General features: G+C 40.2%; 16 protein-coding genes, 1 tRNA gene and 4 pseudogenes. 11 read left to right on the plus strand and 10 right to left on the minus strand.

The genetic code is table 11. The features are described 5' to 3' along the window. Nucleotides 1–61 precede the first annotated feature (61 nt). Together acpP and fabF are read left to right on the plus strand one after the other, a co-directional pair. Nucleotides 62–289 carry an acyl carrier protein gene (gene acpP, locus CVFO_RS06140; protein ID WP_201339194.1) on the plus strand — a complete coding sequence of 76 codons (228 nt, stop codon included), beginning with the start codon at nt 62–64 and terminating at the stop codon, nt 287–289. Nucleotides 290–370: 81 nt separating this feature from the next. Next, complete coding sequence (gene fabF / locus CVFO_RS06145) at nt 371–1609, plus strand: beta-ketoacyl-ACP synthase II (RefSeq protein WP_201339195.1); 1239 nt, start codon at nt 371–373, stop codon at nt 1607–1609. A 35-nt stretch (nt 1610–1644) separates the two neighbouring features. Here the strand turns inward: fabF and CVFO_RS06150 are convergent, their stop codons facing one another. The 4 genes from CVFO_RS06150 to metG all read right to left on the minus strand — a co-directional run bounded on the left by CVFO_RS06150 (nt 1645) and on the right by metG (nt 5962). Further along, on the minus strand, nt 1645–1884 hold the full coding sequence (locus CVFO_RS06150) for a hypothetical protein (RefSeq protein ID WP_201339196.1): 240 nt from the start codon (nt 1882–1884) through the stop codon (nt 1645–1647). 21 nt (nt 1885–1905) lie between these two features. Then, entirely contained in the window at nt 1906–3816 is a 1911-nt protein-coding gene (locus CVFO_RS06155) for a M3 family metallopeptidase (protein WP_201339197.1), read from the minus strand. 12 nt (nt 3817–3828) lie between these two features. Beyond that, nucleotides 3829–3916, minus strand: a tRNA-Ser gene (locus CVFO_RS06160). A 42-nt stretch (nt 3917–3958) separates the two neighbouring features. Further along, entirely contained in the window at nt 3959–5962 is a 2004-nt protein-coding gene (gene metG / locus CVFO_RS06165) for a methionine--tRNA ligase (RefSeq protein WP_201339198.1), read from the minus strand. Nucleotides 5963–6046: 84 nt separating this feature from the next. On the opposite strand from metG, the gene apbC reads away from it, so the two are divergent. Continuing rightward, nucleotides 6047–7114, plus strand: coding sequence for an iron-sulfur cluster carrier protein ApbC (gene apbC, locus CVFO_RS06170; protein WP_201339199.1), 1068 nt, complete (start codon nt 6047–6049; stop codon nt 7112–7114). Nucleotides 7115–7130: 16 nt separating this feature from the next. Further along, entirely contained in the window at nt 7131–7550 is a 420-nt protein-coding gene (locus CVFO_RS06175; RefSeq protein ID WP_201339200.1) for a hypothetical protein, read from the plus strand. 232 nt (nt 7551–7782) lie between these two features. Here the strand turns inward: CVFO_RS06175 and CVFO_RS06180 are convergent, their stop codons facing one another. Both CVFO_RS06180 and CVFO_RS06185 read right to left on the minus strand, forming a co-directional pair. Further along, on the minus strand, nt 7783–8184 hold the full coding sequence (locus CVFO_RS06180) for an FISUMP domain-containing protein (protein WP_201339201.1): 402 nt from the start codon (nt 8182–8184) through the stop codon (nt 7783–7785). Further along, a pseudogene (locus CVFO_RS06185) lies at nt 8151–8918 on the minus strand (inverse autotransporter beta domain-containing protein); the annotation flags it as partial. The pseudogene CVFO_RS06185 and the gene CVFO_RS06180, both read right to left, overlap by 34 nt. Nucleotides 8919–9103: 185 nt before the next feature. On the opposite strand from CVFO_RS06185, the gene CVFO_RS06190 reads away from it, so the two are divergent. Then, nucleotides 9104–9334, plus strand: a complete 231-nt coding sequence (locus CVFO_RS06190) for a hypothetical protein (protein ID WP_201339202.1) — start codon at nt 9104–9106, stop codon at nt 9332–9334. A gap of 84 nt (nt 9335–9418) precedes the next feature. Here CVFO_RS06190 and CVFO_RS06195 read toward each other — a convergent pair whose 3' ends face one another. Next, entirely contained in the window at nt 9419–10000 is a 582-nt protein-coding gene (locus CVFO_RS06195) for a malonic semialdehyde reductase (protein WP_201339203.1), read from the minus strand. A 34-nt stretch (nt 10001–10034) separates the two neighbouring features. On the opposite strand from CVFO_RS06195, the gene CVFO_RS06200 reads away from it, so the two are divergent. The 3 genes from CVFO_RS06200 to CVFO_RS06210 are packed head-to-tail and all read left to right on the plus strand — an operon-like array spanning nt 10035 to nt 11899. Further along, entirely contained in the window at nt 10035–10454 is a 420-nt protein-coding gene (locus tag CVFO_RS06200) for a hypothetical protein (protein WP_201339204.1), read from the plus strand. Nucleotides 10455–10463: 9 nt separating this feature from the next. Then, nucleotides 10464–10766: a hypothetical protein gene (locus CVFO_RS06205; RefSeq protein ID WP_201339205.1), complete on the plus strand. Its 303-nt coding sequence runs from the start codon at nt 10464–10466 to the stop codon at nt 10764–10766. 2 nt (nt 10767–10768) lie between these two features. After that, nucleotides 10769–11899, plus strand: coding sequence for an NAD(P)/FAD-dependent oxidoreductase (locus CVFO_RS06210; protein WP_201339206.1), 1131 nt, complete (start codon nt 10769–10771; stop codon nt 11897–11899). Here the strand turns inward: CVFO_RS06210 and CVFO_RS06215 are convergent. From CVFO_RS06215 to CVFO_RS06225, 3 pseudogenes are all read right to left on the minus strand, one after another. Further along, nucleotides 11896–12870: pseudogene (locus CVFO_RS06215) on the minus strand (dimethyl sulfoxide reductase anchor subunit family protein). The gene CVFO_RS06210 and the pseudogene CVFO_RS06215 overlap by 4 nt on opposite strands. Nucleotides 12871–12879: 9 nt before the next feature. Next, nucleotides 12880–13416 (minus strand): annotated as a pseudogene (locus CVFO_RS06220) (4Fe-4S dicluster domain-containing protein); the annotation flags it as partial. Nucleotides 13417–13450: 34 nt separating this feature from the next. Then, nucleotides 13451–14558 (minus strand): annotated as a pseudogene (locus CVFO_RS06225) (IS3 family transposase). 138 nt (nt 14559–14696) lie between these two features. On the opposite strand from CVFO_RS06225, the gene CVFO_RS06230 reads away from it, so the two are divergent. From CVFO_RS06230 to CVFO_RS06240, 3 genes are all read left to right on the plus strand, one after another. Further along, entirely contained in the window at nt 14697–14939 is a 243-nt protein-coding gene (locus CVFO_RS06230; protein ID WP_225879235.1) for a hypothetical protein, read from the plus strand. 62 nt (nt 14940–15001) lie between these two features. Further along, entirely contained in the window at nt 15002–19366 is a 4365-nt protein-coding gene (locus CVFO_RS06235) for a beta strand repeat-containing protein (protein ID WP_201339208.1), read from the plus strand. Continuing rightward, nucleotides 19363–25923, plus strand: coding sequence for a beta strand repeat-containing protein (locus CVFO_RS06240; RefSeq protein WP_201339209.1), 6561 nt, complete (start codon nt 19363–19365; stop codon nt 25921–25923). The genes CVFO_RS06235 and CVFO_RS06240 overlap by 4 nt, the downstream gene beginning before the upstream one ends. The last annotated feature ends 49 nt before the right edge of the window (nt 25924–25972 follow it).

The raw sequence follows: 25972 nt of genomic DNA on the forward strand, positions 1-25972 counted from the left end.
TCTTGTATAACCTCTTTTTGACGATAAAATAATGGTTTTAAAATAGTTAAGGAAATGGCAAATGAGTTTTGAGCAAAGAGTAAAAAAAGTTGTAGCTGAACAATTAGACGTAAGCGGTGATGTTGATAACAACGCTTCTTTTATTGATGATTTAGGTGCAGATTCTTTGGATACTGTTGAATTGGTCATGTCTCTTGAAGAAGAATTTGACTGTGAAATCCCTGACGATCAAGCCGAAAACATTACCACAGTGCAACAAGCAATTGACTACGTTAACAATAATTTGTAATTTCCGTTTATCAACTTAATACAAAAAAGGCGCTTAATTCAAAGAATTAAGCGCCTTTTTTGTATTAAATTTTAAAACATTATGAGTGAAAGAAGGGTTGTTATTACAGGTATGGGTATGGTTTGCCCAGTAGGTTTAAGTGTAGGTGAATCTTGGGATAATATTCTTAAAGGTCATTCCGGCATTGCCTCACTCACTAATATTGATACTAAAGGTCAATCAGTCACATTTGGCGGCTCGGTTAAAGGTTTTGAAATTACTGACTACTTAAGACCTAAAGATGCCAAAAAAATGGACACTTTTATCCATTACGGCATGGCCGCTGGTATTCAAGCTATTGAAGACAGTGGCATTAAAGTCACTGAGCAAAATGCCCACCGCATCGGTGTTGCCATCGGTGCTGGCATTGGTGGTCTTGGCACAATTGAAAAAACTGCAGATTTATTCAGAGAAAAGGGTGCAAAGCGCATTTCACCTTTTTTTGTCCCCTCTTCAATTATCAACATGATTTCAGGCAATCTTTCTATTAAATATGGACTAAAAGGTCCTAATTTTGCTATCACTACTGCTTGCACTACAGGCACCCACAACATTGGTACTGCTTCTCGTTTGATTGAATATGGCGATGCTGATGTAATGATTGCTGGTGGTGCTGAAATGTCAACCACCAACTGTGGTTTAGGTGGTTTTGCCGCGGCTCGTGCATTATCCACTCGTAATGACGACCCAGCAAGCGCTTCTCGCCCTTGGGATAAAGACAGAGATGGTTTTGTGCTTGGCGACGGTGCAGGTGTTGTGGTATTAGAAGAATTTGAACACGCCAAAGCACGTGGTGCAAAAATTTATGCGCAAGTTTCAGGCTATGGCATGAGTGGTGATGCTTATCACATGACACTACCCTCAAAAGGCGGAAAAGGTGCAGCCAGAAGCATGCAAAATGCGCTAAGAAACTCAGGTATTAACCCTGATCAAATTGATTATATTAATGCACATGGTACTTCCACGCCATCGGGTGATCAGGCAGAAACAGATGCTACTAAATTAGCCTTTGGCAAGCACGCTTATAACATTGTCATGAGTTCAACCAAATCTATGACTGGTCACTTATTAGGTGCTGCTGGTGGCATTGAAGCCATCTTTACTGCGCTTGCCATTCAAAACCAAGTTGCACCACCAACCATTAACATCATCAATCAAGACCCAAATTGTGATTTAGATTATTGCGCTAATGAAGCACGAGAAATGACCATCAATCATGCCATTTCTAACTCATTTGGATTTGGTGGTACCAATGGCTCAATTGTACTCAGCAAAATTTAACAGCCTTCACAAAAAACCTCCGTATTAACGAAGGTTTAAAAATTACTTGCAAGTGTTACTTGCTTTGTTGTTGTTAAGTCAACACCTTTGATTTTATCAGCATCAGAAATTAACGCCTCAATAAACTCATAGATTGCAATGACACCGTTTTGAATACTATTAAGTGCAACCTCCTTATTCATAACCAAAGACCAGCTTTCATCAGTTGCAACAAACTGTACAACACCACCAATCAATGCCAAAATAATAATAATACTGAGAATAAATTTAATCATGTTTTTCCTTAATTAAGTATACTAAAAAATACCATTTGCTTGTAATAAAGCATTAATCGAAGGCTCTTTACCTCTAAATTTTATGTATTGTTGCATAAAATCTAAACTGCCACCTATCTGCAAAATATTATACAAGAAATCTTTAGAGGCGTTAGAGCCAATACCGCCCTCCCCTTGTACATAATAATAAGCATCAGCCGCTAAAACCTCTGCCCATTTATAACTAAAATATCCTGCTGCGTAACCCCCTGAAAAAGTATGCCCAAAGGTGTTTAAAAATCGACTTTCGTCAATGCTATCCATCAGTGCTGTCTCTAATCGAACTTGGGTTAATACTTCATAGGTATCTACATTTGACATGTGTGTTTTAAGATCCCACAATGAAAACTCGCACTGTCGTAACATGGCCAGTGCTGAGTGGAAATTTTTAGAAGCAATGAGCTTATCAAACAAATCATCAGGTAAAGATTGCCCAGTTTTATAGTGCTTTGAAATCAAGGCGATGACTTGTTTTTCAAACGCATAAAATTCCATATATTGGCTAGGCAGTTCCACACCATCCCATGGCACACCAGATATGCCTGCAGCACAAGGATATTTAACCTTGGTTAATAGGTGATGTAGCGCATGTCCAAATTCATGAAATAAAGTAACAATTTCGTCAAATTCAAATAAGGCTGGTTTGTCTTTAGTAGGAGAATTAAGGTTACAAACCACAAAAGCAACAGGCTTATGAGGCTCAATTAAAGGTTGATAATCTGCCATCCACGCGCCAGAACGCTTGTTTTCCCTAGCATATAAATCAAGATAAATTCTACCAATGAGTCCATTTTTATCACTAACATTTAAAACTTTAGCATCAACGTGGTAGCTATCTTGCTGTATTTGTTCAATTTTAATCTGATATAAATTTTCAATGGTTGAAAACAGTCCGTTTAATACACTGCCCTCTGGAAAGTATGGCATTAAATCAGATTTTTTAAATCCAAATTTTTGTTCTTTAAGTTGTTCACTACAAAATCCTAAATCCCATGGTTTTAAATCAATACCTGAAAAATCTTTTAATTCTGCTAATTCTAATTGTGCCTGAAGCTTTGAACGCTCCACCAAATTAGATAAAAACTGTATTACCTCATCAACCTTATTGACCATTTTAGATGCAATAGACAACTGCGCATAATGCTCAAAACCTAAAATATGGGCCATCTCAGCACGTAATGATAAAATTTCATCCATAATTGGCTTGTTGTTATAGTCAGTTGAAGTGATGCCTAATTCTGAGGCTCTTGATACATAAGCCCTATACACCTCTTCTCGCAAGTCTCGGTTATCTAAATAAGTCATAACATCCATATAAACAGGCATTTGCAAACTTAACTCATAACCCTTATCAGTTTTAATTTTTGCCAGTTCATTATCACTATAGCCTTTTAACTCATCCTTATCTACAATTTTTTTCCACTCGTTGGTGGACTTTAAAACGTTTTTAGAAAATTCATTACTAAGCAAACTTAGTTTTTCCTTAATGACTTTAAATCTATGCGCAATTTTGCCTTCCAAACCTACACCTGAAAGCTCAAAGCTCTCTATAGCATCTTTAACTATGTGTTGTTGTTGCTTGTTAAGGCTGGTCTTTTTGAGTGCCTTGTAAGCTTGATATAAAGCTTTATTGGTAGATATATCAGAATAAAAATTAGTAATAATTGGCAGTGTTTTTTCATATTGTTGATTAAATTCATCACTAAACATCACTGCATTTAAGTGCGAGTTAACACTGGTGAACTTACCCAATTCAAATGCCATTTGATCAGTGGTTGCAACCACACTATCCCAGCTAGTGCCAAGGCTTGCTTTTTCTACTGCCTTAAGCCCATCTTGGGTTAATTTTTCAATGGTTTTGACAATATTTTTAGGTTGGAAATTTGGTTTCATAACATGCTAATATGGTGGAAGGAGTGGGATTCGAACCCACGGTACCCAAAGGTACACACACTTTCCAAGCGTGCTCATTCGGCCGCTCTGACATCCTTCCGAAAAAAAATTATTTTAATCAACAATAGCTAATATTTCAAGGCTAGTTGATTTTCATACCTGGCTTGGCATTAGAATCAACTGACAAAATATGTAGCGACTCACCATCGCCTGCTGCAAGCACCATACCTTGTGAAATACCAAAGCGCATTTTTCTAGGCGCTAGGTTTGCAACCATAATGGTGAGCCGCCCTTCTAACTCCTCGTTTGTATAATGCGCTTTAATGCCTGCAAATACATTGCGCGTTTCTTGTTCGCCAATATCTAGTGTTAATTGTAATAATTTATCAGCACCTTCTACATTTTGGGCTTTGATAATTTTAGCAACCCGTAAATCAATTTTAGTAAAATCATCAATTTGAATCATACTATCATCCTTGGGATTGTCCTGTGCAACTACTTGCATATTTTGTTTTGAAGCCTCAATAACTTGTTCAATTTTCTCATCTTCAATACGTGACATTAAAGGCTTGAATGCATTAATTTGATGCTTGGTTAAAGGGTGTTTTAAATCCTGCCAATTAAGCGTATCTATACTTAAAAACACCTCGGCTTGTTTTGCCATAACGGGCAATACTGGTTTAAGGTAGGTCATCAGTACCCTAAATAAATTAATAGCAAGTGAAGTCACGTCATGCACTTGTGCTTGCTTATCATCTTCTTTTACCAATTGCCACGGCTTATGCTCGTCGATATATTGATTGGCTTTATCGGCTAGTTTCATAATCTCGCGCATGGCTTGATTATAATTACGTGCCTCATAATGTTTTTTAATAACATCACCACAAGCAACAAACACCTGATAAAGCTCAGGTTCAATAGCATAGGCAGATAAAGTTTTGTTAAATTTCTTAACAATAAACCCTGCACTACGTGAGGCAATATTAACCACTTTACCCACCAAATCTGAGTTTACACGTTGCTTAAAGTCGGTCAAATTAAGGTCGATATCGTCAATTTTAGCAGACAGTTTATAGGCATAATAATAACGCAAACATTCAGGATTAAGATGATTAAGATAAGTTCTAGCTTGAATAAACGTGCCACGAGATTTACTCATTTTTTGACCGTGAACGGTTAAAAACCCATGTGCAAAAATCGCACTTGGCGTGCGATAATTCGCACCCATCAACATAGCCGGCCAAAAAAGCGCATGAAAATAAACAATATCTTTACCGATAAAATGATAAAGTTCGGTATTTGAGTCTTTGTTAAAGTACTCATCAAAATCTAACCCTTGCTCATCACAAAGCTTTTTAAAACTCGCCATATAACCAATCGGTGCATCTAACCAAACATAGAAATACTTGCCTTCCACGCCAGGAATTTGGAAACCAAAATACGGTGCATCACGAGAAATATCCCATTGTTGAAGACCTTGCTCAAACCATTCAGATAATTTATTATTCACTTCATTTTGCAAATGCCCTGCTTTGGTCCACGCTTTAAGTTGCGCTTCAAATTGAGGCAAGTCAAAGAAATAGTGCTCTGAGTCTTTAGTGATTGGGGTTGCGCCTGAAATGGCAGATTTGGCATTTTTCAGCCCTGTTGGCGAATAGGTTGCGCCACAAACTTCACAATTATCACCATATTGGTCATTAGCATCGCATTTAGGACAATCGCCTTTAATGAATCGATCGGGTAAAAACATTTGCTTTTCAGGGTCAAACGCCTGAGAAATGATACGTTTTTTAATAAAACCAGCATCATTTAACTTGTGATAAATATTAGCAGAAATGTCTTTATTTTCCTGACTATGGGTTGAGTGATATTGGCTAAAACCAATTGAAAATTCTTTAAAATCTGCCTGATGGCGCTCACTCACGCCTTTAATTAACGCCTCAGGCGTAATACCAAGCTCATCAGCTTTAAGCATAATGGGCGTGCCGTGTGCATCATCTGCACAAACATAATGACACTCATTACCCATCATTTTTTGAAAACGCACCCAAATATCAGTTTGAATGTATTCTAATAAATGCCCCAGATGAATTTCACCATTGGCATAAGGCAGTGCTGAGGTAACGAGAATTTTTCGCGATGTCATAGTAATAGGCTTGTTAATATTAAGGGTGGCTCATATCGTTATACGATAAAATATCGCTATTTTACTTAATTGGATACAACAAAGATGGCAGATTTAACCAACAAGAAAATTGAAGATATTTTATCCAAGGTTGTTGATGTTTATACTAAACAAGATATTGTTTCTTCAAATGTTATTAATGGTGATAAAGTTCAAGTTAACATTGAACTTAATTACCCTGCTAATAGTTACCACGCTACCTTATCCAAAGCCATTACCGATGCGCTAGCAACAAAGGATATTAACAATGTTAGCATTGATATTAAAACCAAAATTGTTAAGTACACAACCCAAAAAGGCGTTGACGTCCTACCGGAAGTTAAAAATATCATTGCAGTTGCCTCAGGTAAAGGTGGCGTTGGTAAATCAACCACTGCAGTTAATTTAGCATTAGCTTTACAAGCAGAAGGCGCCAAAGTTGCTATTTTAGATGCTGATATTTATGGCCCTTCTCAACCTAGAATGCTAGGCGTTAGCAAAGCAAAACCAGAATCCACTGCTGAGGGCAAATTATTACCTGTTTTGGGTCATGGCATGCAAAGCATGTCAATCGGCTACTTGGTGGATGAAGACAATCCTATGATTTGGCGTGGCCCTATGATAACCCAAGCTTTAGAGCAAATGCTAAGAGATACCTTATGGCGTGGCATTGATTATATGATCATTGACTTACCACCAGGCACAGGCGATACACAACTCACACTATCACAAAAAATCCCAGTCAGTGGCTCTGTGATTGTAACAACCCCACAAGACATTGCACTAATTGATGCCAAAAAAGGCTTAAAAATGTTTGAAAAAGTTAACATTCCTATTTTGGGCATTGTTGAGAATATGTCTTTGCATATTTGCTCTAAGTGCGGACACGAAGAGGCTATTTTCGGTACAGGTGGTGGCGAGACCATGGCCGCTGATGCAGGTGTTGAGTTTTTAGGCGCACTCCCTTTAGAGATAGACATTCGAACAGACGGTGACGAAGGCACACCAACCGTTGCCAAAAACCCAGAAGGCAGAATAGCTGAGATTTATAAAGAAATTGCCAAAAAAGTCAGTGCCAAACTGACCCAACAATCTCGTGCAACCAGTGCTTTCCCAAGTATTACCATTGAATAGCACTAAATAAGCAAATATGGATTATATAGAGCGGCTTAAAGGCAGGTTTATTGGCATCATGCAATGGGATGATTACCACGCACTGTTTGACAAGCTTAACAGCAATCCAAACGATTGGTATCTATACGATACCTTAAAAGTTGCACCAAAAGCGGTTGTCAATGCCAGTGAATTTATCGACACATTAAGTGATATTAAAAAAGTCATCAAAAGTGAACACCAAGAAAGATATTGCGGTATTGTTTATACCAATGATTTAGACAGCCCTGACTTTGTCAAAATATTTCACCCAAACAATCTAGGCAAAGTTTGTGGTAGTGGTGAAAATCCACCAATACCAAGGTGGTTATTATCTAAAGACAAGCCTATGGATATAGAAACAGAATTCGAGTCTAAAAAAGCACAAGGCTTTGTTTCTAAATATTTAAAATTCTAACATTTTAAAAACCAGCCATTACTTACTCTAAAACAGACTAGGTTTATTTCTTTTTAAATAAATATTCTTTTATTAAATAATCTCACTCTAATTAAATTCATACAAAAAAATCACTCAGCTTCGCCGAGCTATCAATACCTAAGTGCCACCCCAAACAAAGTGAGTAAACACCCTGAAAAGTGCGTCTAGGTAAAAATAGTCGAATAGTCGAATTAACACCCTCAAGGGATACCTAGTCCTTTAGGCACCAAACACTAAAGCCGAAACTCTTACTAAACGAATCACGACTCACTCGGGCACTGCCACTAAACAGAAAGCGGCCCCAAGCACTAGCCCCAACCTCAGTAGAGCTCCACAAGTTCGCAGTCGAGTCTCGATCGACAGAGCCACCAGTGGCGCGGACGCCCGCTAAGCGCGCCTCAAATCCACTGTCACCTCCTATTTTGAGTTGCGTGCCTTGGTCTGTGCCTCGGAATCCTGGATTGTCTTGGTCTGCTGTGCTCATGCCTAGTTCGCCTTCTAAAGTCTTCCAATCGCCATCCGAAGGAATGTGCCAACCTGTGGCACAAATGCCTTGTGCACCTTCGGCGGTTGAGCCATTCATAGCACCCTGCCCAATCGTACAGTTTGCCATAGCCGTTTGGCATCGTTACTAATATCGTTGTCATAACTACAAGCATTGCCAGTAGTGACTGTGTGTTTCATGTTTTCAGCAGTCCAGGTTTGAGTGCCAATGGTGACGGTACTACAAGTAATGCCACCTGCAATCATAGTCTCAACAACATTGCCATCACTATCTACCTTTTCAGTGCGAATTTTGTTGCTACACTCTACCCAAGTAAATGCACCTAAGTTCATCTTACTACTGGCTTTAAAAGGGGTGTCAGCAATGGCAAAATGGGTGAGTTGCTCGTTATCATCAAATGGCAACTTAAAGCTTAATTTGCCATAGCTTTTACTGCTTGTGTTATTGTCTTCCTGTCCAAATTCAAAACTGATTGAAGGGGTGAGTTTAACTTCTATACCAAGAACATTGCCTTTGATGTTATCACCGACTTTAGCGTCCCAAAAATAGTGCGTGCCTTTGATGGTTGCCCAAGGTAAGTAAGGGGCTTGTCCAGTCAGTTGGATGTCATAACCTGCTAAGGCTTCTTCAGTAGTAGTGGTGTCAGCGATTGTCTTTTTATCTGAGAGTGGGTGATAGACATTTGCACTAATACCAAAGTTTGTGCGTTGATATTCTAAGCCAAGGCTTAGGCGTTTGTGTGCAGATTTGGTTTCATAGTCGGTGAATAGGTTAATGCCTGTGATTGCCATGTCGTCTTCAACCAAAATACGATGACCAATACCTAAGTTAATAGTCTCACGGCGATTGCCTTGATTGTCACCAGAGGGTGATTTGAGCTTGGAAGAAGCTTAGGTCTTTGCTATTGTCGCTTAGCCCAGAGATGGGTTGAATGGTTTTAATGCTGTAGTCCAACTCTTTTGAGTTAATGCCATGAATGCTTATTTCAGTACGGCCAGAGCCAAACTGATTAAAAAACTGATTGGCTTTGTCATTAATTAAGCCTTCGGCTTTATTAATGGCTAGGGTTTTTAAGCCTGAGGTGACTTTATTACCTAATTCGTCAGCATTGTCTGAGTTTATAGAGCCTAGGGCGTTGCGTAGTGTGCCAATGGAGAATGAAAGACTAAAAAGAGCAAGTGCAAAGGCACTGGGTTTGAGGGGTTTAGGGCTTAGAGAAGACTCGGGGGAGGGTATTTTTGAATGTGCTTGTTGCTAGATTTTGTGGCATTGGATACTCCTTTGATTGGAAGTATTTTTAAAACTAGTGGTAGATTGTACTGATTTTGCAAGGAATGTTTTTTTAAATTATCTCGCAAGCCTCATCAAAATTTAAACGTGGCGATCTTGGGAAGATTTTATTATAGTCGCCATGACCAATGCCACATAAGAAAATAGATTTTGTTTTACCATTTGGGAAAAACTCATTATCCAAGGTTTCGTTGTTAAAGCCACCCATTGGACCACAATCTAGCCCAACAGCACGAGTTGCCATAATAAAATAGGCACCTTGCAAAGTGGCATTCATCTCCCCTGCTGACTTTATTTTTTCAGGTTTACCTTGGTACCAACTTTTGGCATCAGTATGGGGAAATAAAAGCGGCAATTTATTGTAAAATTCTATGTCATAGCTAATAATAGCAACAGCTGGTGCGCTCATACTTTTATCAATATTGCCTTCATCAAGATGTGGTTTTAAGCGTTGCTTAGCATCATCTGATTTAACAAAAGTAATACGCACAGGGCAATTGTTAGCTGCGGTTGGGGCAAATTTCATTAGTTCATAAATCTGATGAATTTGCGTCTCAGATATGTCTTGCTTCAACCAGCCATTGTGACTTCTTGCATGACGAAATAAAGTATCTAGTATGTCCTTATCAAGCATTAAAATACCCTCAACTGTTTATAAAAATAATAATATGTTAGATTATATATTTTTTGATGCCAAACTATCAAACAAATTCAAAGACCATTTAACAAAGGTGGGCATAGAATTTAAATATGAACAAGACAGTGCGTTTGGTTCTGTACAAGGTGAGATTGTTTCAATTACTGATGAAACCAGTGAGAATCTATTGGATGAATTGCAAAATTTATACGATGAGTTGCAACGCGAGTTGGAAAAAATTTTAGAACAAAATGACGAAGGCTTGGTCATGAGTGCAGCAGGTATGGAAGTGAAGCTAAAAGATGGTAAATTATGCACACTTAGGGTTGCGCCAGCTATTGTAGCGCGTATATTAACTGTATTAGAGTTTGATGAGCTACAAACGTTTGTTGACAATATTGCAAAAAGCGTGGAAGAGCCAGACAATGGGCATTTTTGTCATAACAAATAGGAGAATAAAATGAGTGAGCATTTTGTGATTATGTCATTTGAGTTAAATAATCAAGATTTAATGAATGATTGGAAGACTTTATCAAAAGAAATTGATGAGGATATTGCCAAAGCTGATGGGTTTATTTCACGTGATTCTGGGGTTGATGAAGATGGACGTGTGTATTGTTTGGTTAAATGGCAGAGTAAAGTGCATCATGCAAACTTTACCAAATTATTTGAAACCAGAGAGCAGTGGCCACAAATGATGGCGTATTTTTGCAATATTGCCAACATGGAAACAAGCACAACTCAAATATTGGAGATTTTTTAAGAATGAAAAAAATTACCATTATTGGGTCGGGCTTTGCAGGATTAACAGCTGTTAGAACTCTTAGAAAAAGCGACAAAAATGCACAAATCACTCTAATATCACCCAAAGCAGAACTGGTTTATATGCCAAGTTTAATCTGGGTGCCATCAGGTATAGCCAGTAAAAAAGACATTGTTATTCCGCTTGAGCGTTTTTTTAAGCGTATGAATATTCGCCATATTGCTAGCGAAGTTACAGGCTTGAAAAACCATGCTAGAACCGTGATTACCTCAACAGGTGACTATGAAAATAATGCACTTATTATCGCCTCAGGTGGGCAGTTTCTTAAGAAGTTGCCTGGTATTGAGCATGCCATTACGCCGTGTGAGGGGCTGAGTGCTGTTGAGCAGATACGTGATAGAATTCAGGCCATGGATAGTGGCAATATTGCCATTGGTTTTGCGAGCAATCCCAAGGAGCCAAGTGCCATGCGTGGTGGCCCAATGTTTGAGTTTTTGTTTGGCTTGGATACACAATTACGACAAGAAGGTCGGCGCGATAAATTTAATCTGACTTTTTTTACCCCTGCAAAAAAACCAGGTGCTCGCTTAGGTGAAAAGGCAGTTAAGGGTTTATTAAGTGAAATGAAAAAGCGCAATATTAACACGCACCTTGGGCATAAGATGAAAGCTTTTGAAGATGATAAAGTCATTACTGAAGGTGGTGAGTTTGCCACGGATTTGATTTTGTTTATGCCAGGCATGACAGGAAATCAGTGGTTTGATAACACTGAACTTGAGCGTAGTGAAGGCGGTTTACTTAAAGCGGATAAGCTTTGTCAAGTTCAGGGTGCTGAGAGAGTGTTTGTGGCAGGTGACTCTGGCTCTTTCTCAGGGCCAGAATGGATGCCAAAGCAAGCACATATGGCAGATTTACAAGCTGCTGCTGCTGCTAAAAATGTGCTAGATGTTCTGGATAATAAGCCTGCCAGCCATACTTTTAAGATTGAATTGATGTGTATTGTTGATTCAAATAATAAAGGTATGTACATATCACGCACACTCAAAGGCGGATTAATGCTACCAAATTGTCGTTTGATGCATTATGCCAAGCAGGTTTTTGGTTGGTGGTATTTGCGCCAATATAGAAGCTAAACTGTTTGATAGTAAATGTTTTGTGGATGATTTGCTTGTGCAAAAAAGAACCAACGTTCAGCGATGAGACCGATGTATTGGCTGATTGCGCAGATGAAAAGCAATTCATAGTCATCATTAATCATTGCACTGCTTAGTAGGAATAACGGCACAGCAAAAACCATCAATATAAAAATCCATTTGATGCTTTTTAGGAAAATAGCGCTTTTGCCGTGAAAATACTCGCGTGTATTATACGAGCCACCCATAACGCCCATTGACATTTGTTTAATTTTATCATGACACACACCAATGGCACTTTACAGGGTTGATTTTGGTTTGAGTTTTGCGTTTCTAACTAGGGAGATAAGACGCATAATAGCAGCAAGTAGGGTAAATATAATTGCCCAGCCTACGAATAATTTAACCAGATTTTCAGCTTGATAATGGGCAAAGACAGCAGCAATAGAAAATCCAGAAGCCATGCCGAATAAGGTATAGTTAATCACGGTGAGTGGCGACGCCCATTCTTGAATAAATTTAATGCAAGCATAAATCATACCTGTGCAGACAAATAAAACCAGCGATAGTAAGACGCCTATACTGCCCACAACAAGGTTGAGCGTGATTAAAATTTTGTCGTTAATACCAAATAGCACAGTGTCAATATTTAGATAGTGAATGAGTCCATAAACAAAGATGACACCCATCACACTTGGCAGTGCGATAACTTCTCTGGAAAGCCAAGAAGTTCGCCACATGGCAGCACTACGCCAAGCTCGCTCAGGATGACCTAGATGGAAAATTGATGCTATCAGTCCTAATAATAAACCCAGTGCAATCAATGCACCTAGACCATAAAATTGGATTGGATCATTAATGGGGACAATTTCAACGACTGAATAGGTTTGTGCGGTCATGAGTGCCATGAACAGCCCTTGTCCAGCGCCAATAAGTGTTGTTAGAAAAATAACTGAAAATGCTGGGTGCATAAAATCTCCTTACCAACTGGTGACATCATCAAGTGATGGTGCGTTTTTATCAATGTTAAAGTGTTCTTTTTTAAGTGGGTTGTCAGACCTTTCAAGCTTATCTTGGTGGCTGGTGAATTTTGATTTGCGTCGTGGTAAGTAATGATTGACTGGCTTGGTGTCCCATTCTGGCATCAGTTGATAGCCACCCTCTTTACGGATGATTTGTGACACTTCAGAGGTGTCATCATGCACATCACCAAAAAGCCTTGCACCTGTTGGGCAGACTAGTACACAAGAAGGTTTACGCCTATCTTCTGGTAATGATTCATCATAAATTCTATCCACACACAACGTACATTTTTTCATTACTTTTTGTTGCTCGTCTAGTTCGCGTGCACCGTATGGACATACCCAAGAGCAATACTTACAACCAATGCATTTGTCATAATCCACCAAAACAATGCCATCTTCTTTGCGCTTGTAACTTGCTCCTGTTGGGCAAACGGGTACGCATGGCGGATCTTCACAATGAAGGCATGATTTAGGGAAATGTAGGGTTTCGGTGAGTGTGCAATGCTCTAACCTACTTGGACACATTTCAAGCCGCTTTTTTCAATTCAGCCATCTTTTGAGCAGGTGTTAAATACCCAATCGCTGAATGAATCCTTTTGTAATTATACAAGTAGATATAACCCTCTACATTTTGCACGACTTCACTATGATTTGCAAAACTTTGATAATTTAATCTCTCAGTCTTCAGACTTCTAAAGAAACGCTCCATGACCGCATTATCCCAACAATTACCTCGCCTGCTCATGCTTTGAGTAATGTTGTTCTTGTTGCAATAATCAATAAAAACTTTAGAAGAGTATTGAGTCCCTTGATCAGAGTGGAACATGTGTTTATTTGTATTGGGCTGGTGTCTAGACACCAGCATTACTAAGCGCATCCTTTGCCAACTGAGCATTAGGCTGTTTTGACAATGCCCAACCAACAACTTGTCTTGAGCCTAAATCCAACACACTGGCTAAATAACTCCCACCTTGATAGGTTTTGATATAGGTAATATCACCAACCCAATGCGTATTAATTGATTGCTGCTCAAACACACGATTTAATAGGTTTTTTGCCTTTTTAAACATCAATCTAGTATTAGGGTAATAATGACGCTTTCTTGGGCGTATGGCAACTACATTGGCTTTTTTCATTAGCGTTGCAGTTTGGTAAATACCAATGTTATAACCTTGGTTATTCAAAACTACTCGCATTCTGCGTTTGCCATAGGTGTATCCAACTTCAATAGCAGTTTGTTTGATTAATTTAATCATAGCGTTGGTGTTGTTGTTTACTCGCTTATCTTTGACTTGATAGTAATAACTACTGCGAGGAAGTTTGAGTAATGCTCATAATTCTTTAGTATTGTATTGTTGGCAAGCCTTGTTTATCTTGATAATCATATCACTTGGTGATTGTCCACAGCGAACAAGGCTGTTGCCTTTTTTAAGATTTCATTGTCCCTTTGTGCGCGCCAAAGTTGTTTCTCAAGCAGTTGTATTGTTTGTTGTTCAGAAGTCAGCGCTTTGCCTGACTCTGGTGTTTGTCCACCAAGCTCTGCTAGGTATTGTTTTCTCCATCTGCTAACTGCTGAGGAGCAAGCTCCTGATATTATCATGATTTTTTTTATTGGTGTAATTCTCATGCACCATGAGTTTGGCATAATCTAGTGTTCCCCCCTCAAGGGGGTATTGAACAGAATGTTCAACGGTAAAAGTCACTCGTTGTTTTCTTGATTTATATTGTGTCATTACTGACCTCCTTATGGTTTGTATTATAAGGCTATCTTTGTGTCCAATAAAATTAGACTATTGCAGTATGGCAATTTAACAAATAACTCCGATGCACCGTTTTTAGAACAAGCCGTCAAAGTTGATGGCATTCACAAAGACAGCGCTAAATATTTGTCTAAACTTAGTGTTGATATTTGGAAAGAAGTTTATAAAAAAATCATTGATGAGGTGCAGCCCATTTCTGATAAAGAGGGCGGAAAACATAAAATAACCTTTGATGTTTACTGTTATTACGAGTAATATACCTTTAAAATTAAGTATGATAGGAGAGGTAAGTAAAAAAACAACAATAGGAAAAGATAATGAAAACTAACAGCACAAAAACAACGGCACAATTAAAAGCATTGCAAACTCAAGCACAAGCTCTTTCCCAAACGCTAAGTAAAGAAGTTGTTATTGTCACCAAAGGTGAGCAGCACATTAAGGTCATGCCAGGTCGTGCCTATGAGCTAAGCATCGAAGGTGGTAAAGACTTTGACCTAATTGCCAAAAAAGTAGGCGATGATTTGGAAGTGCTGTTACCTAATGATACCACTATTGTGTTTGATGGATATTTTGAAGTGTGCACAAGTGATTCGTCTTATTTGGTATCTTTACCAAGCGAAGGCGGCATTTATCATGTTGTTGAAGGTAATTCTATCACGCTTGCTGATGGCTCACAAATCATTCATTTTTATGGCGATGAGTCCGCATTATCAGCCATCGCTACTCATCAATCTGCGTTGTTTGCTGAAAGTTTTAACGACGTTTACCTTCTTACTGGTATGTTTTCATCTTTAAGTATAGGTAGTGGTGAAGTATTAGGTGGCTTGGCAGCAGTTGGCTTGGCAGGTGCAGGTGGTGGTGGCATTTCTTCTTTGGAGGGCGTCCTTCAGATGGTCGCTAGTGCAGGTAAGTTTATTGAAGATAATGGCGGATTTATTGAATTGTACAAATACATCAATGGAGAGTTGGTCCTTTTCAAGAGTGCGAGTCTTGATAGCTCAGGTGAGTACGATTTTTCTATTGGTGATTATAAGGGTATTATTGTTGCCAAATTAATTGATAAAAATGGTGACGAAGCCGACTTTAGAGACGAGGCAACAGGCGCCAAGACTGACATAACAGCTACATTATTAGCAGTTATTGACACCTCTCAAGGTGGCAATATTGCCGCTAATATTACACCATTAACAACCATAGCTGCACTTGTAATGGGTCTGACCGTTTCTGGTGAGTTACCTACAGGGGCAACACTTGAGACAAGCGCTATTAATGATGCTAATAAAGGCGTAGCCAAGGCCTTTGGTTTAGGCGATGATACTGACGTAGTCACCACTAAAGTACAAACAGTAACAACACAAGATGGCGAAACCTCTACTTCCAATGCTTATGGTAATGCTTTAGCAGCATTATCTGGTGTAGATTCAAGCAAAAACTCAGGCAATATGGCTGCAACTATTGCGCAGTTTAAAGAAGAGTTAACAGGTACAGGTGCTGATTTAAAACTAACCGAAGATGGTCAACAAGATTTGCTTGATGGCGCCTCTAAAGCCGAAACAAGCAACAGCAAGATTGCCTCAGGATTAACCGACATCATTAAGAGTACTGATGCTATTGATAGTACTACTGAGACTACGATTACGTTAGGTTTTGAAGATACAGGCACTAGTGCAACAGATGATATTGTTCAGGCTGTCGATGCTGATGGTAACCCGACTGCTGGCACTGCCGCTACTGGCAATATAAGAATTAATGTTGTTGGTGTAGAGTCAGATTGGGTTTACTCAATTAATGCTGGTGTAAATTGGTCTCTAGGCACTGGCACTGGCTTTAATTTAGCTGAAAAAGCAACTGCTTACAACAAAGCAGACATTATGGTTCGAAATGGTACAGGCTATCTTTTTGTCCCTGGCAATCCTAATGCTATAGCATTAGACACCGCAGGTACAATTTCTGTTGATGGAGAAACGCCTGATGGAGCCACCTCAACAGCACTAAGCTCGTCTAATTCATCTAGTGCCTCAGTGATAGATGTAGCAGGAATGGACGACGACAGTACTTGGCAGTATTCTACTGAAAATGGAGCCAACGGCACTTGGAAAGTAGGTGTGGGTTCTAGTTTTTCTTTGGCTGCTAATACTGTCTATGCAACAAATCAAATACATGTTAAAGAAATAGATGCTGCAGGCAATGAGTCTACAATACTTAAAAATACAGCAGAAATTACAGGATCAAGTTTAGCATTGAGTCTTAACAGCGATACAGGTAGTGATATACTTGATGGCAAAACAAACGATGCCACTATTAATGTAATTATTGGCTCTAACGTTACTTGGGAATATACAATTAATGGCAGCACAAGTTGGAATCCAGGTGGCACAGGCAATGGTAGTTTTGAATTATTAACTCCAGAACAAGAAACAGGTGATATTTTACTAAGCAAAATCAAGGTTAAAGTAGTAGGTCAAGATGTTTTAAGTGCCGTTACTCTTTCCCACCATCTTGTGTCATCAATAGATGTATCAACCGCTACTGCCGATGCTACATTAACACTTGCATCTGCTGGTGATAACATTACCAGCAATAAAGTAATTAATGTAACTGGTGGCGGTACTTGGGAGTACTCTACTGATGGTGGTGAAAATTGGAGAGCAGGCTCAGGCTCATCATTTGAACTATCAAGTCAATCTTACGCGCAAGATCAAGTGCAGGTTAAACAAGTAGATGTGCATGGTAACTATTCCGAGCCCACTCTATTCAATGCAATAACCATTGACTATATAGCCCCGACTGTCACCTCATTCACCTCAAGCACAGTTGGTGGCTCTTATGGTGTAGGTAGCAAGATTAATATTACTGCCACAGTGAGTGAAGAAATTAAAGCTGGCGGTCAAATTACCGTTACATTGGAAACTGGTTCAACAGACAGAATAGTTGTTTTAACAGCAGGCGTAGATGGTATATTAACAGGTATTTACACTGTTAAAAGTGGCGATACTAGTGGTGATTTAACTGTTGTAAGTTTTACAATTGGCGCAGGTGCTCAAGCACCAACAGACGCTGCAGGTAATGCAATAACTGCAGATACAGTACCTTCTAGTAGAAATATCGCAGATTCTAAAGCGATTGTTATTGATACAACAGCACCAACTGCAACATTGAGTAGCAATATTGCACCTACTTCAGATTTAACCATGACATTTTCAGAAACAGTCACTGCAGTTAGTGGCAAGAAGATTACGCTTTATAAGAGTGATGGCACTCAAATTGAGCAGTTTGACGCGGCTGATACATCTAAAGTAACATTTAGTGGTAATACAGTAAGTATCAATCCAGCAAGTAATTTAGACGCAAATGCTAACTACTATGTCCAAATAGACGCAGGTGCTTTCAAAGATACAGTTGGTAATGATTATGCAGGCATTAGTAATACAAGCTCTTGGAGCTTTACTGCTGCAGCACTCACAACAGATGCTGTTTGGGCTAATAGTTCAACTGATGTTGCAAGTAATGGTATTAATGCTAATGAACTAAGCAGTTTATCTATTACAGGTACACTTTCAAATTTAAACGATGTAGCTTCTGGCGTTACAATTTCTAGTATTGTTTTCAAAGCAGCAAGTGGAAGTGCAAATAATGTTTCTTATACTGGCACAATGCCAACATTGTCTGGTGATTCTAATGGAGCAACTTGGACTTTATCTAATGCAAATATGCCAACTTTGGTAAGCGGAGAAAGCTATACGATTGAGATAGGTTTGGCTACTAGTGGTAGCGTTACAGGTACTGGCGGTAGTAGTGTGCTACTAACAGTTGATACAACAGCACCAACTGTTAGTAGCACAACAATTAGTGCAACTGATAGTTCAAATACTGCTAAGACAAGCACACTTGTTGCGGGTGATAAGGTTGTTGTGACTGTTGCGATGAGTGAGGCTACTACGGTTACGGGTACGCCGACTTATACGATTGATGTTGGTGGCGTTAATAAGACTGCTAGTTATGTATCAGGTTCTGGTACCAGTAGTTTGAAGTTTAGCTACACCATTGCCACTGGTGATACGGATACTGCGGGTGGTATTACTTCAGGTACGGGTGCCCTAGTTTTAGCTGGTGGCACATTAAAGGATGGCGCAGGCAATGCTGCGGCTTTAACTACGGCAGTTGCAGCTAGTAATACATTAGCTGTTGATACGGTTGCACCAACTGTTAGTAGCACAACAATTAGTGCAACTGATAGTTCAAATACTGCTAAGACAAGCACACTTGTTGCGGGTGATAAGGTTGTTGTGACTGTTGCGATGAGTGAGGCTACTACGGTTACGGGTACGCCGACTTATACGATTGATGTTGGTGGCGTTAATAAGACTGCTAGTTATGTAACAGGTTCTGGTACCAGTAGTTTGAAGTTTAGCTACACCATTGCCACTGGTGATACGGATACTGCGGGTGGTATTACTTCAGGTACGGGTGCCCTAGTTTTAGCTGGTGGCACATTAAAGGATGGCGCAGGCAGTGCTGCGGCTTTAACTACGGCAGTTGCAGCTAGTAATACATTAGCTGTTGATACGGTTGCACCAACTGTTAGTAGCACAACAATTAGTGCAACTGATAGTTCAAATACTGCTAAGACAAGCACACTTGTTGCGGGTGATAAGGTTGTTGTGACTGTTGTCGATGAGTGAGGTCTACTACGGTTACGGGTACGCCGACTTATACGATTGATGTTGGTGGCGGTAGTAAGACTGCTAGTTATGTATCAGGTTCTGGTACCAGTAGTTTGAAGTTTAGCTACACCATTGCCACTGGTGATACGGATACTGCGGGTGGTATTACTTCAGGTACGGGTGCCCTAGTTTTAGCTGGTGGCACATTAAAGGATGGCGCAGGCAATGCTGCGGCTTTAACTACGGCAGTTGCAGCTAGTAATACATTAGCTGTTGATACGGTTGCGCCAGACGCAGTAGACCTAAATCCTGCTGGCGCAATAAACGCTACCAGTGCGGTAACTGTTAACAAAGCAAATATAGCAGCTGGTGTAGCTTTTGATGCAGATATTGCGACACCTAGTGCAGGAGATATAGCAAAAATTACAGTGACACTTGGCAATATTCAAACTGGTGATAATTTATTACTAGATGCAGATCGAGCGCTTAGTAGTAGTTTTAATGAAACTACCAGTGTAACACTTGGCATAGCTAACGTTAATTACACTTATGCTTCTAATGTGTTAACCGTTACTAAACATGGTGGTGGTAGCTTTAGTGCTGCTGAAGTGGAAAGTATTGTTGAAGCTATCAAGTTGAAAAACACCAATTCTGCTCCGGGTGATGTTGATCGCACAGCAGCCTTTGCTTATGTTGATGCTGCAGGAAATACGGGAACCTCTGCAGTTGCAACCATGACTGTCGTTGCAACTGCACCAACTGTTAGTAGCACAACAATTAGTGCAACTGATAGTTCAAATACTGCTAAGACAAGCACACTTGTTGCGGGTGATAAGGTTGTTGTGACTGTTGCGATGAGTGAGGCTACTACGGTTACGGGTACGCCGACTTATACGATTGATGTTGGTGGCGTTAGTAAGACTGCTAGTTATGTATCAGGTTCTGGTACCAGTAGTTTGAAGTTTAGCTACACCATTGCCACTGGTGATACGGATACTGCGGGTGGTATTACTTCAGGTACGGGTGCCCTAGTTTTAGCTGGTGGCACATTAAAGGATGGCGCAGGCAATGCTGCGGCTTTAACTACGGCAGTTGCAGCTAGTAATACATTAGCTGTTGATACAACAGCACCAACTGTTAGTAGCACAACAATTAGTGCAACTGATAGTTCAAATACTGCTAAGACAAGCACACTTGTTGCGGGTGATAAGGTTGTTGTGACTGTTGCGATGAGTGAGGCTACTACGGTTACGGGTACGCCGACTTATACGATTGATGTTGGTGGCGGCGTTAGTAAGACTGCTAGTTATGTATCAGGTTCTGGTACCAGTAGTTTGAAGTTTAGCTACACCATTGCCACTGGTGATACGGATACTGCGGGTGGTATTACTTCAGGTACGGGTGCCCTAGTTTTAGCTGGTGGCACATTAAAGGATGGCGCAGGCAATGCTGCGGCTTTAACTACGGCAGTTGCAGCTAGTAATACATTAGCTGTTGATACAACAGCACCAACTGTTAGTAGCACAACAATTAGTGCAACTGATAGTTCAAATACTGCTAAGACAAGCACACTTGTTGCGGGTGATAAGGTTGTTGTGACTGTTGCGATGAGTGAGGCTACTACGGTTACGGGTACGCCGACTTATACGATTGATGTTGGTGGCGTTAGTAAGACTGCTAGTTATGTATCAGGTTCTGGTACCAGTAGTTTGAAGTTTAGCTACACCATTGCCACTGGTGATACGGATACTGCGGGTGGTATTACTTCAGGTACGGGTGCCCTAGTTTTAGCTGGTGGCACATTAAAGGATGGCGCAGGCAATGCTGCGGCTTTAACTACGGCAGTTGCAGCTAGTAATACATTAGCTGTTGATACGGTTGCGCCAGACGCAGTAGACCTAAATCCTGCTGGCGCAATAAACGCTACCAGTGCGGTAACTGTTAACAAAGCAAATATAGCAGCTGGTGTAGCTTTTGATGCAGATATTGCGACACCTAGTGCAGGAGATATAGCAAAAATTACAGTGACACTTGGCAATATTCAAACTGGTGATAATTTATTACTAGATGCAGATCGAGCGCTTAGTAGTAGTTTTAATGAAACTACCAGTGTAACACTTGGCATAGCTAACGTTAATTACACTTATGCTTCTAATGTGTTAACCGTTACTAAACATGGTGGTGGTAGCTTTAGTGCTGCTGAAGTGGAAAGTATTGTTGAAGCTATCAAGTTGAAAAACACCAATTCTGCTCCGGGTGATGTTGATCGCACAGCAGCCTTTGCTTATGTTGATGCTGCAGGAAATACGGGAACCTCTGCAGTTGCAACCATGACTGTCGTTGCAACTGCACCGACTATAACCTCTGTTACCGATAATCATTCAGTTATTAATATTTCAGGTATTGATGCCGAAGTAAATGGTGTTTATACACTCGTTGCAGACCCTTCTAGTTTGACATTATCTGCAGATTTTAATCCTACTGCAGGCAATGGTGTAATAGACTCTAATAAACCTGTTTATTCATACCTTAATAGTGCTACAGGTGAAACTTGGTACCTTTGGGCTAGAGAAGATAGTGGTTATCATATTAGTAGACTGGATAGCACTACGAAGTGGTTCTGGGAAAGTGCTAGTCCGGCAAACTTTGAAACCGATCCAACTGCAGTAGCCAGCTGGATGCAAGTTTCTGGAAATGCTGGAGCGTTTACTTCAGAACCAACTCTTGTAACAACGGCTAGTTTGGAGGATTCTGCAAGTTCTGGAACAGTAATATACACCGTGACTTTCAGTCACGGTGTAGTCTCTAGTTTTACCTCAAATGATGTCGTTTTAGTAGATGCCTCAGGAGGAGAGGTAATAGACACCGCAAACTGGACCATAAGCGCCCCTACGGAAGTCTCAGGGAGCTTAGGTAAAAGCTGGACTGTTTCAGTCACCCCACCTTCTGGCATTAATGCAATAGATGTTACCGCAGTTCGCTTACAACTAAATGCAGGCGCAGTTGAAGATGCCAATGGCAATCTTTTGGCTGCACAATTCACTCAGACCCCTAGTTCGCAAAGCTTTGACACCCAGCCACCTTCTGTACCAACCCTTACCCTAAATACAGACACAGGTACAAGTGCTGCTGATGGCATTACTAATAATGGGATGATAGATGTTACTGATCTTGCTATAGATTTAGCTTCATGGCAATACAGTGTTAATGGTGGTGTGAGTTGGACGACCGTTTCAGACAGTGCTGTAACTAGCTTCACTTTAGAGCCTGGTACTTATGGTGCTAATCTCATTCGAGTCAGACAAACAGACAATGCAGGACAAACCAGCAACATTACTAAATACATTACTGATATTACAGTTGATACTATCATTGACACACCAACCCTTTCTCCTGCGGACGGTGGTGCAATGTCTAATGCAGATAACTTTGTTTTAACCTTTGCAGAAAGTATGACAGCTGTTACAGGTAAGAATATTGTAATCAAAAGATTTAGTGATGACTTTATTGTAGAAACCATTGCAGCAGATAATGGCACACAAGTCAGTATTAATGCTACAGGTGTGGTAATGATTGACCCAACAGATATTAACTTAATAGCAAGGACAAGCTACTATATTGAAGTAGAGGTAGGTGCTTTTAAAGACACTGTAGGGAATGAATCAGCTGCCATTACCGGTAATACTGCTTGGAACATCACTGTGAATGAGATGAATGCTACCATTGCAGTTGCTACAGACAACAAGGTTAACGCGATAGAAAATGCCACTGACATTACCATTGCAGTAACCATTGGTAGTACACCTGCTATCTTAGGAGATTTATCAGTAGGTGACTTTAGTGTAACAGTGACTAAGGTTTCTGATAGTAGCAATGTCGCATTTACAAGTGCTATTTACAATAATGGCATATGGACAGCCATCATCACTGGTGGTGGACTCACCAATGGGGACAGTTACACCATACAAGCCAACGTCACAGGTAGTGTAGGTAGTGCAGATACACTCACAACATCAAGCACACAAACAGTCACAGTTAACACTGACGCACCAACGCTGACTTTAGCTGATAATAACGCCATCGTTGGTAGTGACAATGTGGTTAACATTGTTGAGTCTGCCAGTGGCTTTAGTATCACAGGTGCTTCTACAGGCTTAGCCATAGGCAGTGAAGTGAGTGTTGTGTTTAACGCCATCGCTTACACAACAATAGTAACAGATGCTAGCGGCAATTGGAATGTTAGCATTCCTTCAACAGACACAAGCGTGCTAATTGAAGGCACAATTTATGCAGTCACTGTTGATGCTAGTGATGACCATGGCAACCCTGCCACGCCGCAACTATCACAAGATATTACTGTGGATAAGAGCGCACCTGTTAGCACTGTGGTGATTGATGAAGTCATCACTGATTTACCAACCATTACAGGGCAAACCTCAGCCAATATCTCAGTTGAGATTAAACTAGATACAGACAATGACAGTAGCTATGATGATGCAACTTATACGGTTACTAGTGATGCCAGTGGTAACTGGACACTAGACTTAAACAGTACTACCTCACTGACCTCAGGTAGTGCACCTACCTTTGCAAGTATTGATACACAGTTAGGTGTTCAAGTCAACATCACCGATGCTGCAGGCAACATGACAAGCAGAACAGAAACAGCAACCAAGCAAGACTCTTCTTACTCTATCTCTGACTCAAGAGTGATTGAAGGCACTTTAGGAACAAAGACCATGGCCTTTATGGTGACTAGAGGGGGGGATTTGTCTGATGTTGGTACGGTTGATTATGCGGTGGATACGACATTAAGTTTGGCTAAGTCAGGAGGTACTGCCGATGGTATTGATGATGACTATAGTGGTAGTACAAGTGGCACTGCCACCTTTGCAGCAGGCGAAAGCTTTAAAGAGATTACCTTTACAGTGAATGGTGATTACTATAAAGAAGTGAATCAGAACATTATTGTTGATCTAACCAATCCAACAGAGGGTGCAATCTCTAAGGCAACGGGTATTGGTGAGATTAGTGAGGTGGATGTCTCCGTCATGAGTGGTGCTTTTAGTTTAAAAGATATAAATGCAGACCTGGTAAGCAACGCAATTAGAGTCAGGCGTTCAAGTGATGATGCTGAGTTAGATATTGGCTTTGACAAGTATGGTAATCTGGATACACAAGTGCTACTAGATTTTGTTGGCACAGGCATAGGTGATACGGGTTATGTGACGACTTGGTATGATCAGTCGGCTAGAGGGGAAAGCCTAACGCAAACTATCAATGGCAAACAGGGTGTGATTGTTAATAATGGACAACTCGTCACCACATCAGATGGGTTGACAACGATTAGTTTTAACCAAGGGTTGAATGGGAATGATGATACTATGTCTATGACAGGTACCGGTGGTACAGCTACTAATTTAGAAATCTATGTAACCTATCAATATCAATCTGCTGCACAAGGAGTATTATTTTCCCTTGGCTCTGATGGAGGTAATAATCGTATCGGAGCCCACGCACCTTGGAGGGATAAAGAAACTTATTGGGATGTAGAAGATGGTGCAACCCATGTTAGATTGAAAACTAAAAATGCACAAACAGCAAATCAAGTACAACAGCTAGTCTTTATAGCGAATTTTAATCATAGTGGTACTGGAACTACTGCTCAAAATAAAGTAGATGCTGAACAAGCCTTCTTTATTGATGGTGTGGTAAAAGGTGCAGGAACACTTGGCAGTACTGATACAGATGTGGGTTCTACTTGGTATATTATGGCTACTACTGGTGGAAATAGTGGCTATCAAGCAGGGATGATGAGCGAGTTTTTAGTTTATACCGATAATTCCAATACAGTGATATCAGACCCAGGTGCATTTGTTGGTTCTGCTGTTAATAATACTTTCACCTACGCAGGTGAAGGCGGGCTAACAAGCGTTGATGGCAAGGGCGGTTATGACACAGTCTACTTATCAGGTACTTCAACCAACTTAGATACAACAGTTGTGATACTTAAATCTATCGAACTCATCCATATGCAAAATGGTGAGACTAATATACTGACCATTAATGATGCTCAGTTAACGGCCAACAGCTTTATCCTAAGTGTGCTAATGGACACTGGTGATAGCATCATCTATGAAGGTGCCACCCTTGCCTACGATGCTAACGCTCAAGAACTTATTGTCTTCGGAAGTACAGGCAATGATACTATTAACATGTCTTCATTCAATGAAACTGTTTATGGCAGAGGCGGCAACGACACCTTTGTCTATAAATCCTGGAGTGATGCCGCAGCAAGTAGCAGTGCTGACACCATTGCTGACTTTATCATAGCTGCAGGTACCAACAAAGACATTCTTGATTTGAAAGACTTACTCAGCGGTTATAGTGCTGGCTCATTTACTGATTTTATAGAACTCAATGAGGTTGGTGGCAACACAGTTACTAGTGTAGATGCTAACGGCGCTATAGATAACTCAGGGGTATTTACAGCAGACCTGAGCATTACCTTAACAGGCGTAACTGGGGCCAATCTAGCAACTATGATTAGTGATGGTAACTTGGTGCTTGAGTAAGGCTAGGCTAAAGTTAACTCACTCTGTTATTTAACAGATGAGTTAAAGC

Source organism: Isorropodon fossajaponicum endosymbiont JTNG4 (genome assembly GCF_016592615.1).
Lineage (GTDB): Bacteria > Pseudomonadota > Gammaproteobacteria > PS1 > Pseudothioglobaceae > Ruthia.

Bases quoted from the DNA above. Each gene is read 5' to 3' on its own strand.
- acpP (WP_201339194.1), top strand. From the start codon at position 62: ATGAGTTTTGAGCAAAGAGTAAAAAAAGTTGTAGCTGAACAATTAGAC.
- fabF (WP_201339195.1), top strand. From the start codon at position 371: ATGAGTGAAAGAAGGGTTGTTATTACAGGTATGGGTATGGTTTGCCCA.
- CVFO_RS06150 (WP_201339196.1), bottom strand. From the start codon at position 1,884: ATGATTAAATTTATTCTCAGTATTATTATTATTTTGGCATTGATTGGT.
- CVFO_RS06155 (WP_201339197.1), bottom strand. From the start codon at position 3,816: ATGAAACCAAATTTCCAACCTAAAAATATTGTCAAAACCATTGAAAAA.
- metG (WP_201339198.1), bottom strand. From the start codon at position 5,962: ATGACATCGCGAAAAATTCTCGTTACCTCAGCACTGCCTTATGCCAAT.
- apbC (WP_201339199.1), top strand. From the start codon at position 6,047: ATGGCAGATTTAACCAACAAGAAAATTGAAGATATTTTATCCAAGGTT.
- CVFO_RS06175 (WP_201339200.1), top strand. From the start codon at position 7,131: ATGGATTATATAGAGCGGCTTAAAGGCAGGTTTATTGGCATCATGCAA.
- CVFO_RS06180 (WP_201339201.1), bottom strand. From the start codon at position 8,184: ATGGCAAACTGTACGATTGGGCAGGGTGCTATGAATGGCTCAACCGCC.
- CVFO_RS06195 (WP_201339203.1), bottom strand. From the start codon at position 10,000: ATGCTTGATAAGGACATACTAGATACTTTATTTCGTCATGCAAGAAGT.
- CVFO_RS06200 (WP_201339204.1), top strand. From the start codon at position 10,035: ATGTTAGATTATATATTTTTTGATGCCAAACTATCAAACAAATTCAAA.
- CVFO_RS06205 (WP_201339205.1), top strand. From the start codon at position 10,464: ATGAGTGAGCATTTTGTGATTATGTCATTTGAGTTAAATAATCAAGAT.
- CVFO_RS06210 (WP_201339206.1), top strand. From the start codon at position 10,769: ATGAAAAAAATTACCATTATTGGGTCGGGCTTTGCAGGATTAACAGCT.
- CVFO_RS06235 (WP_201339208.1), top strand. From the start codon at position 15,002: ATGAAAACTAACAGCACAAAAACAACGGCACAATTAAAAGCATTGCAA.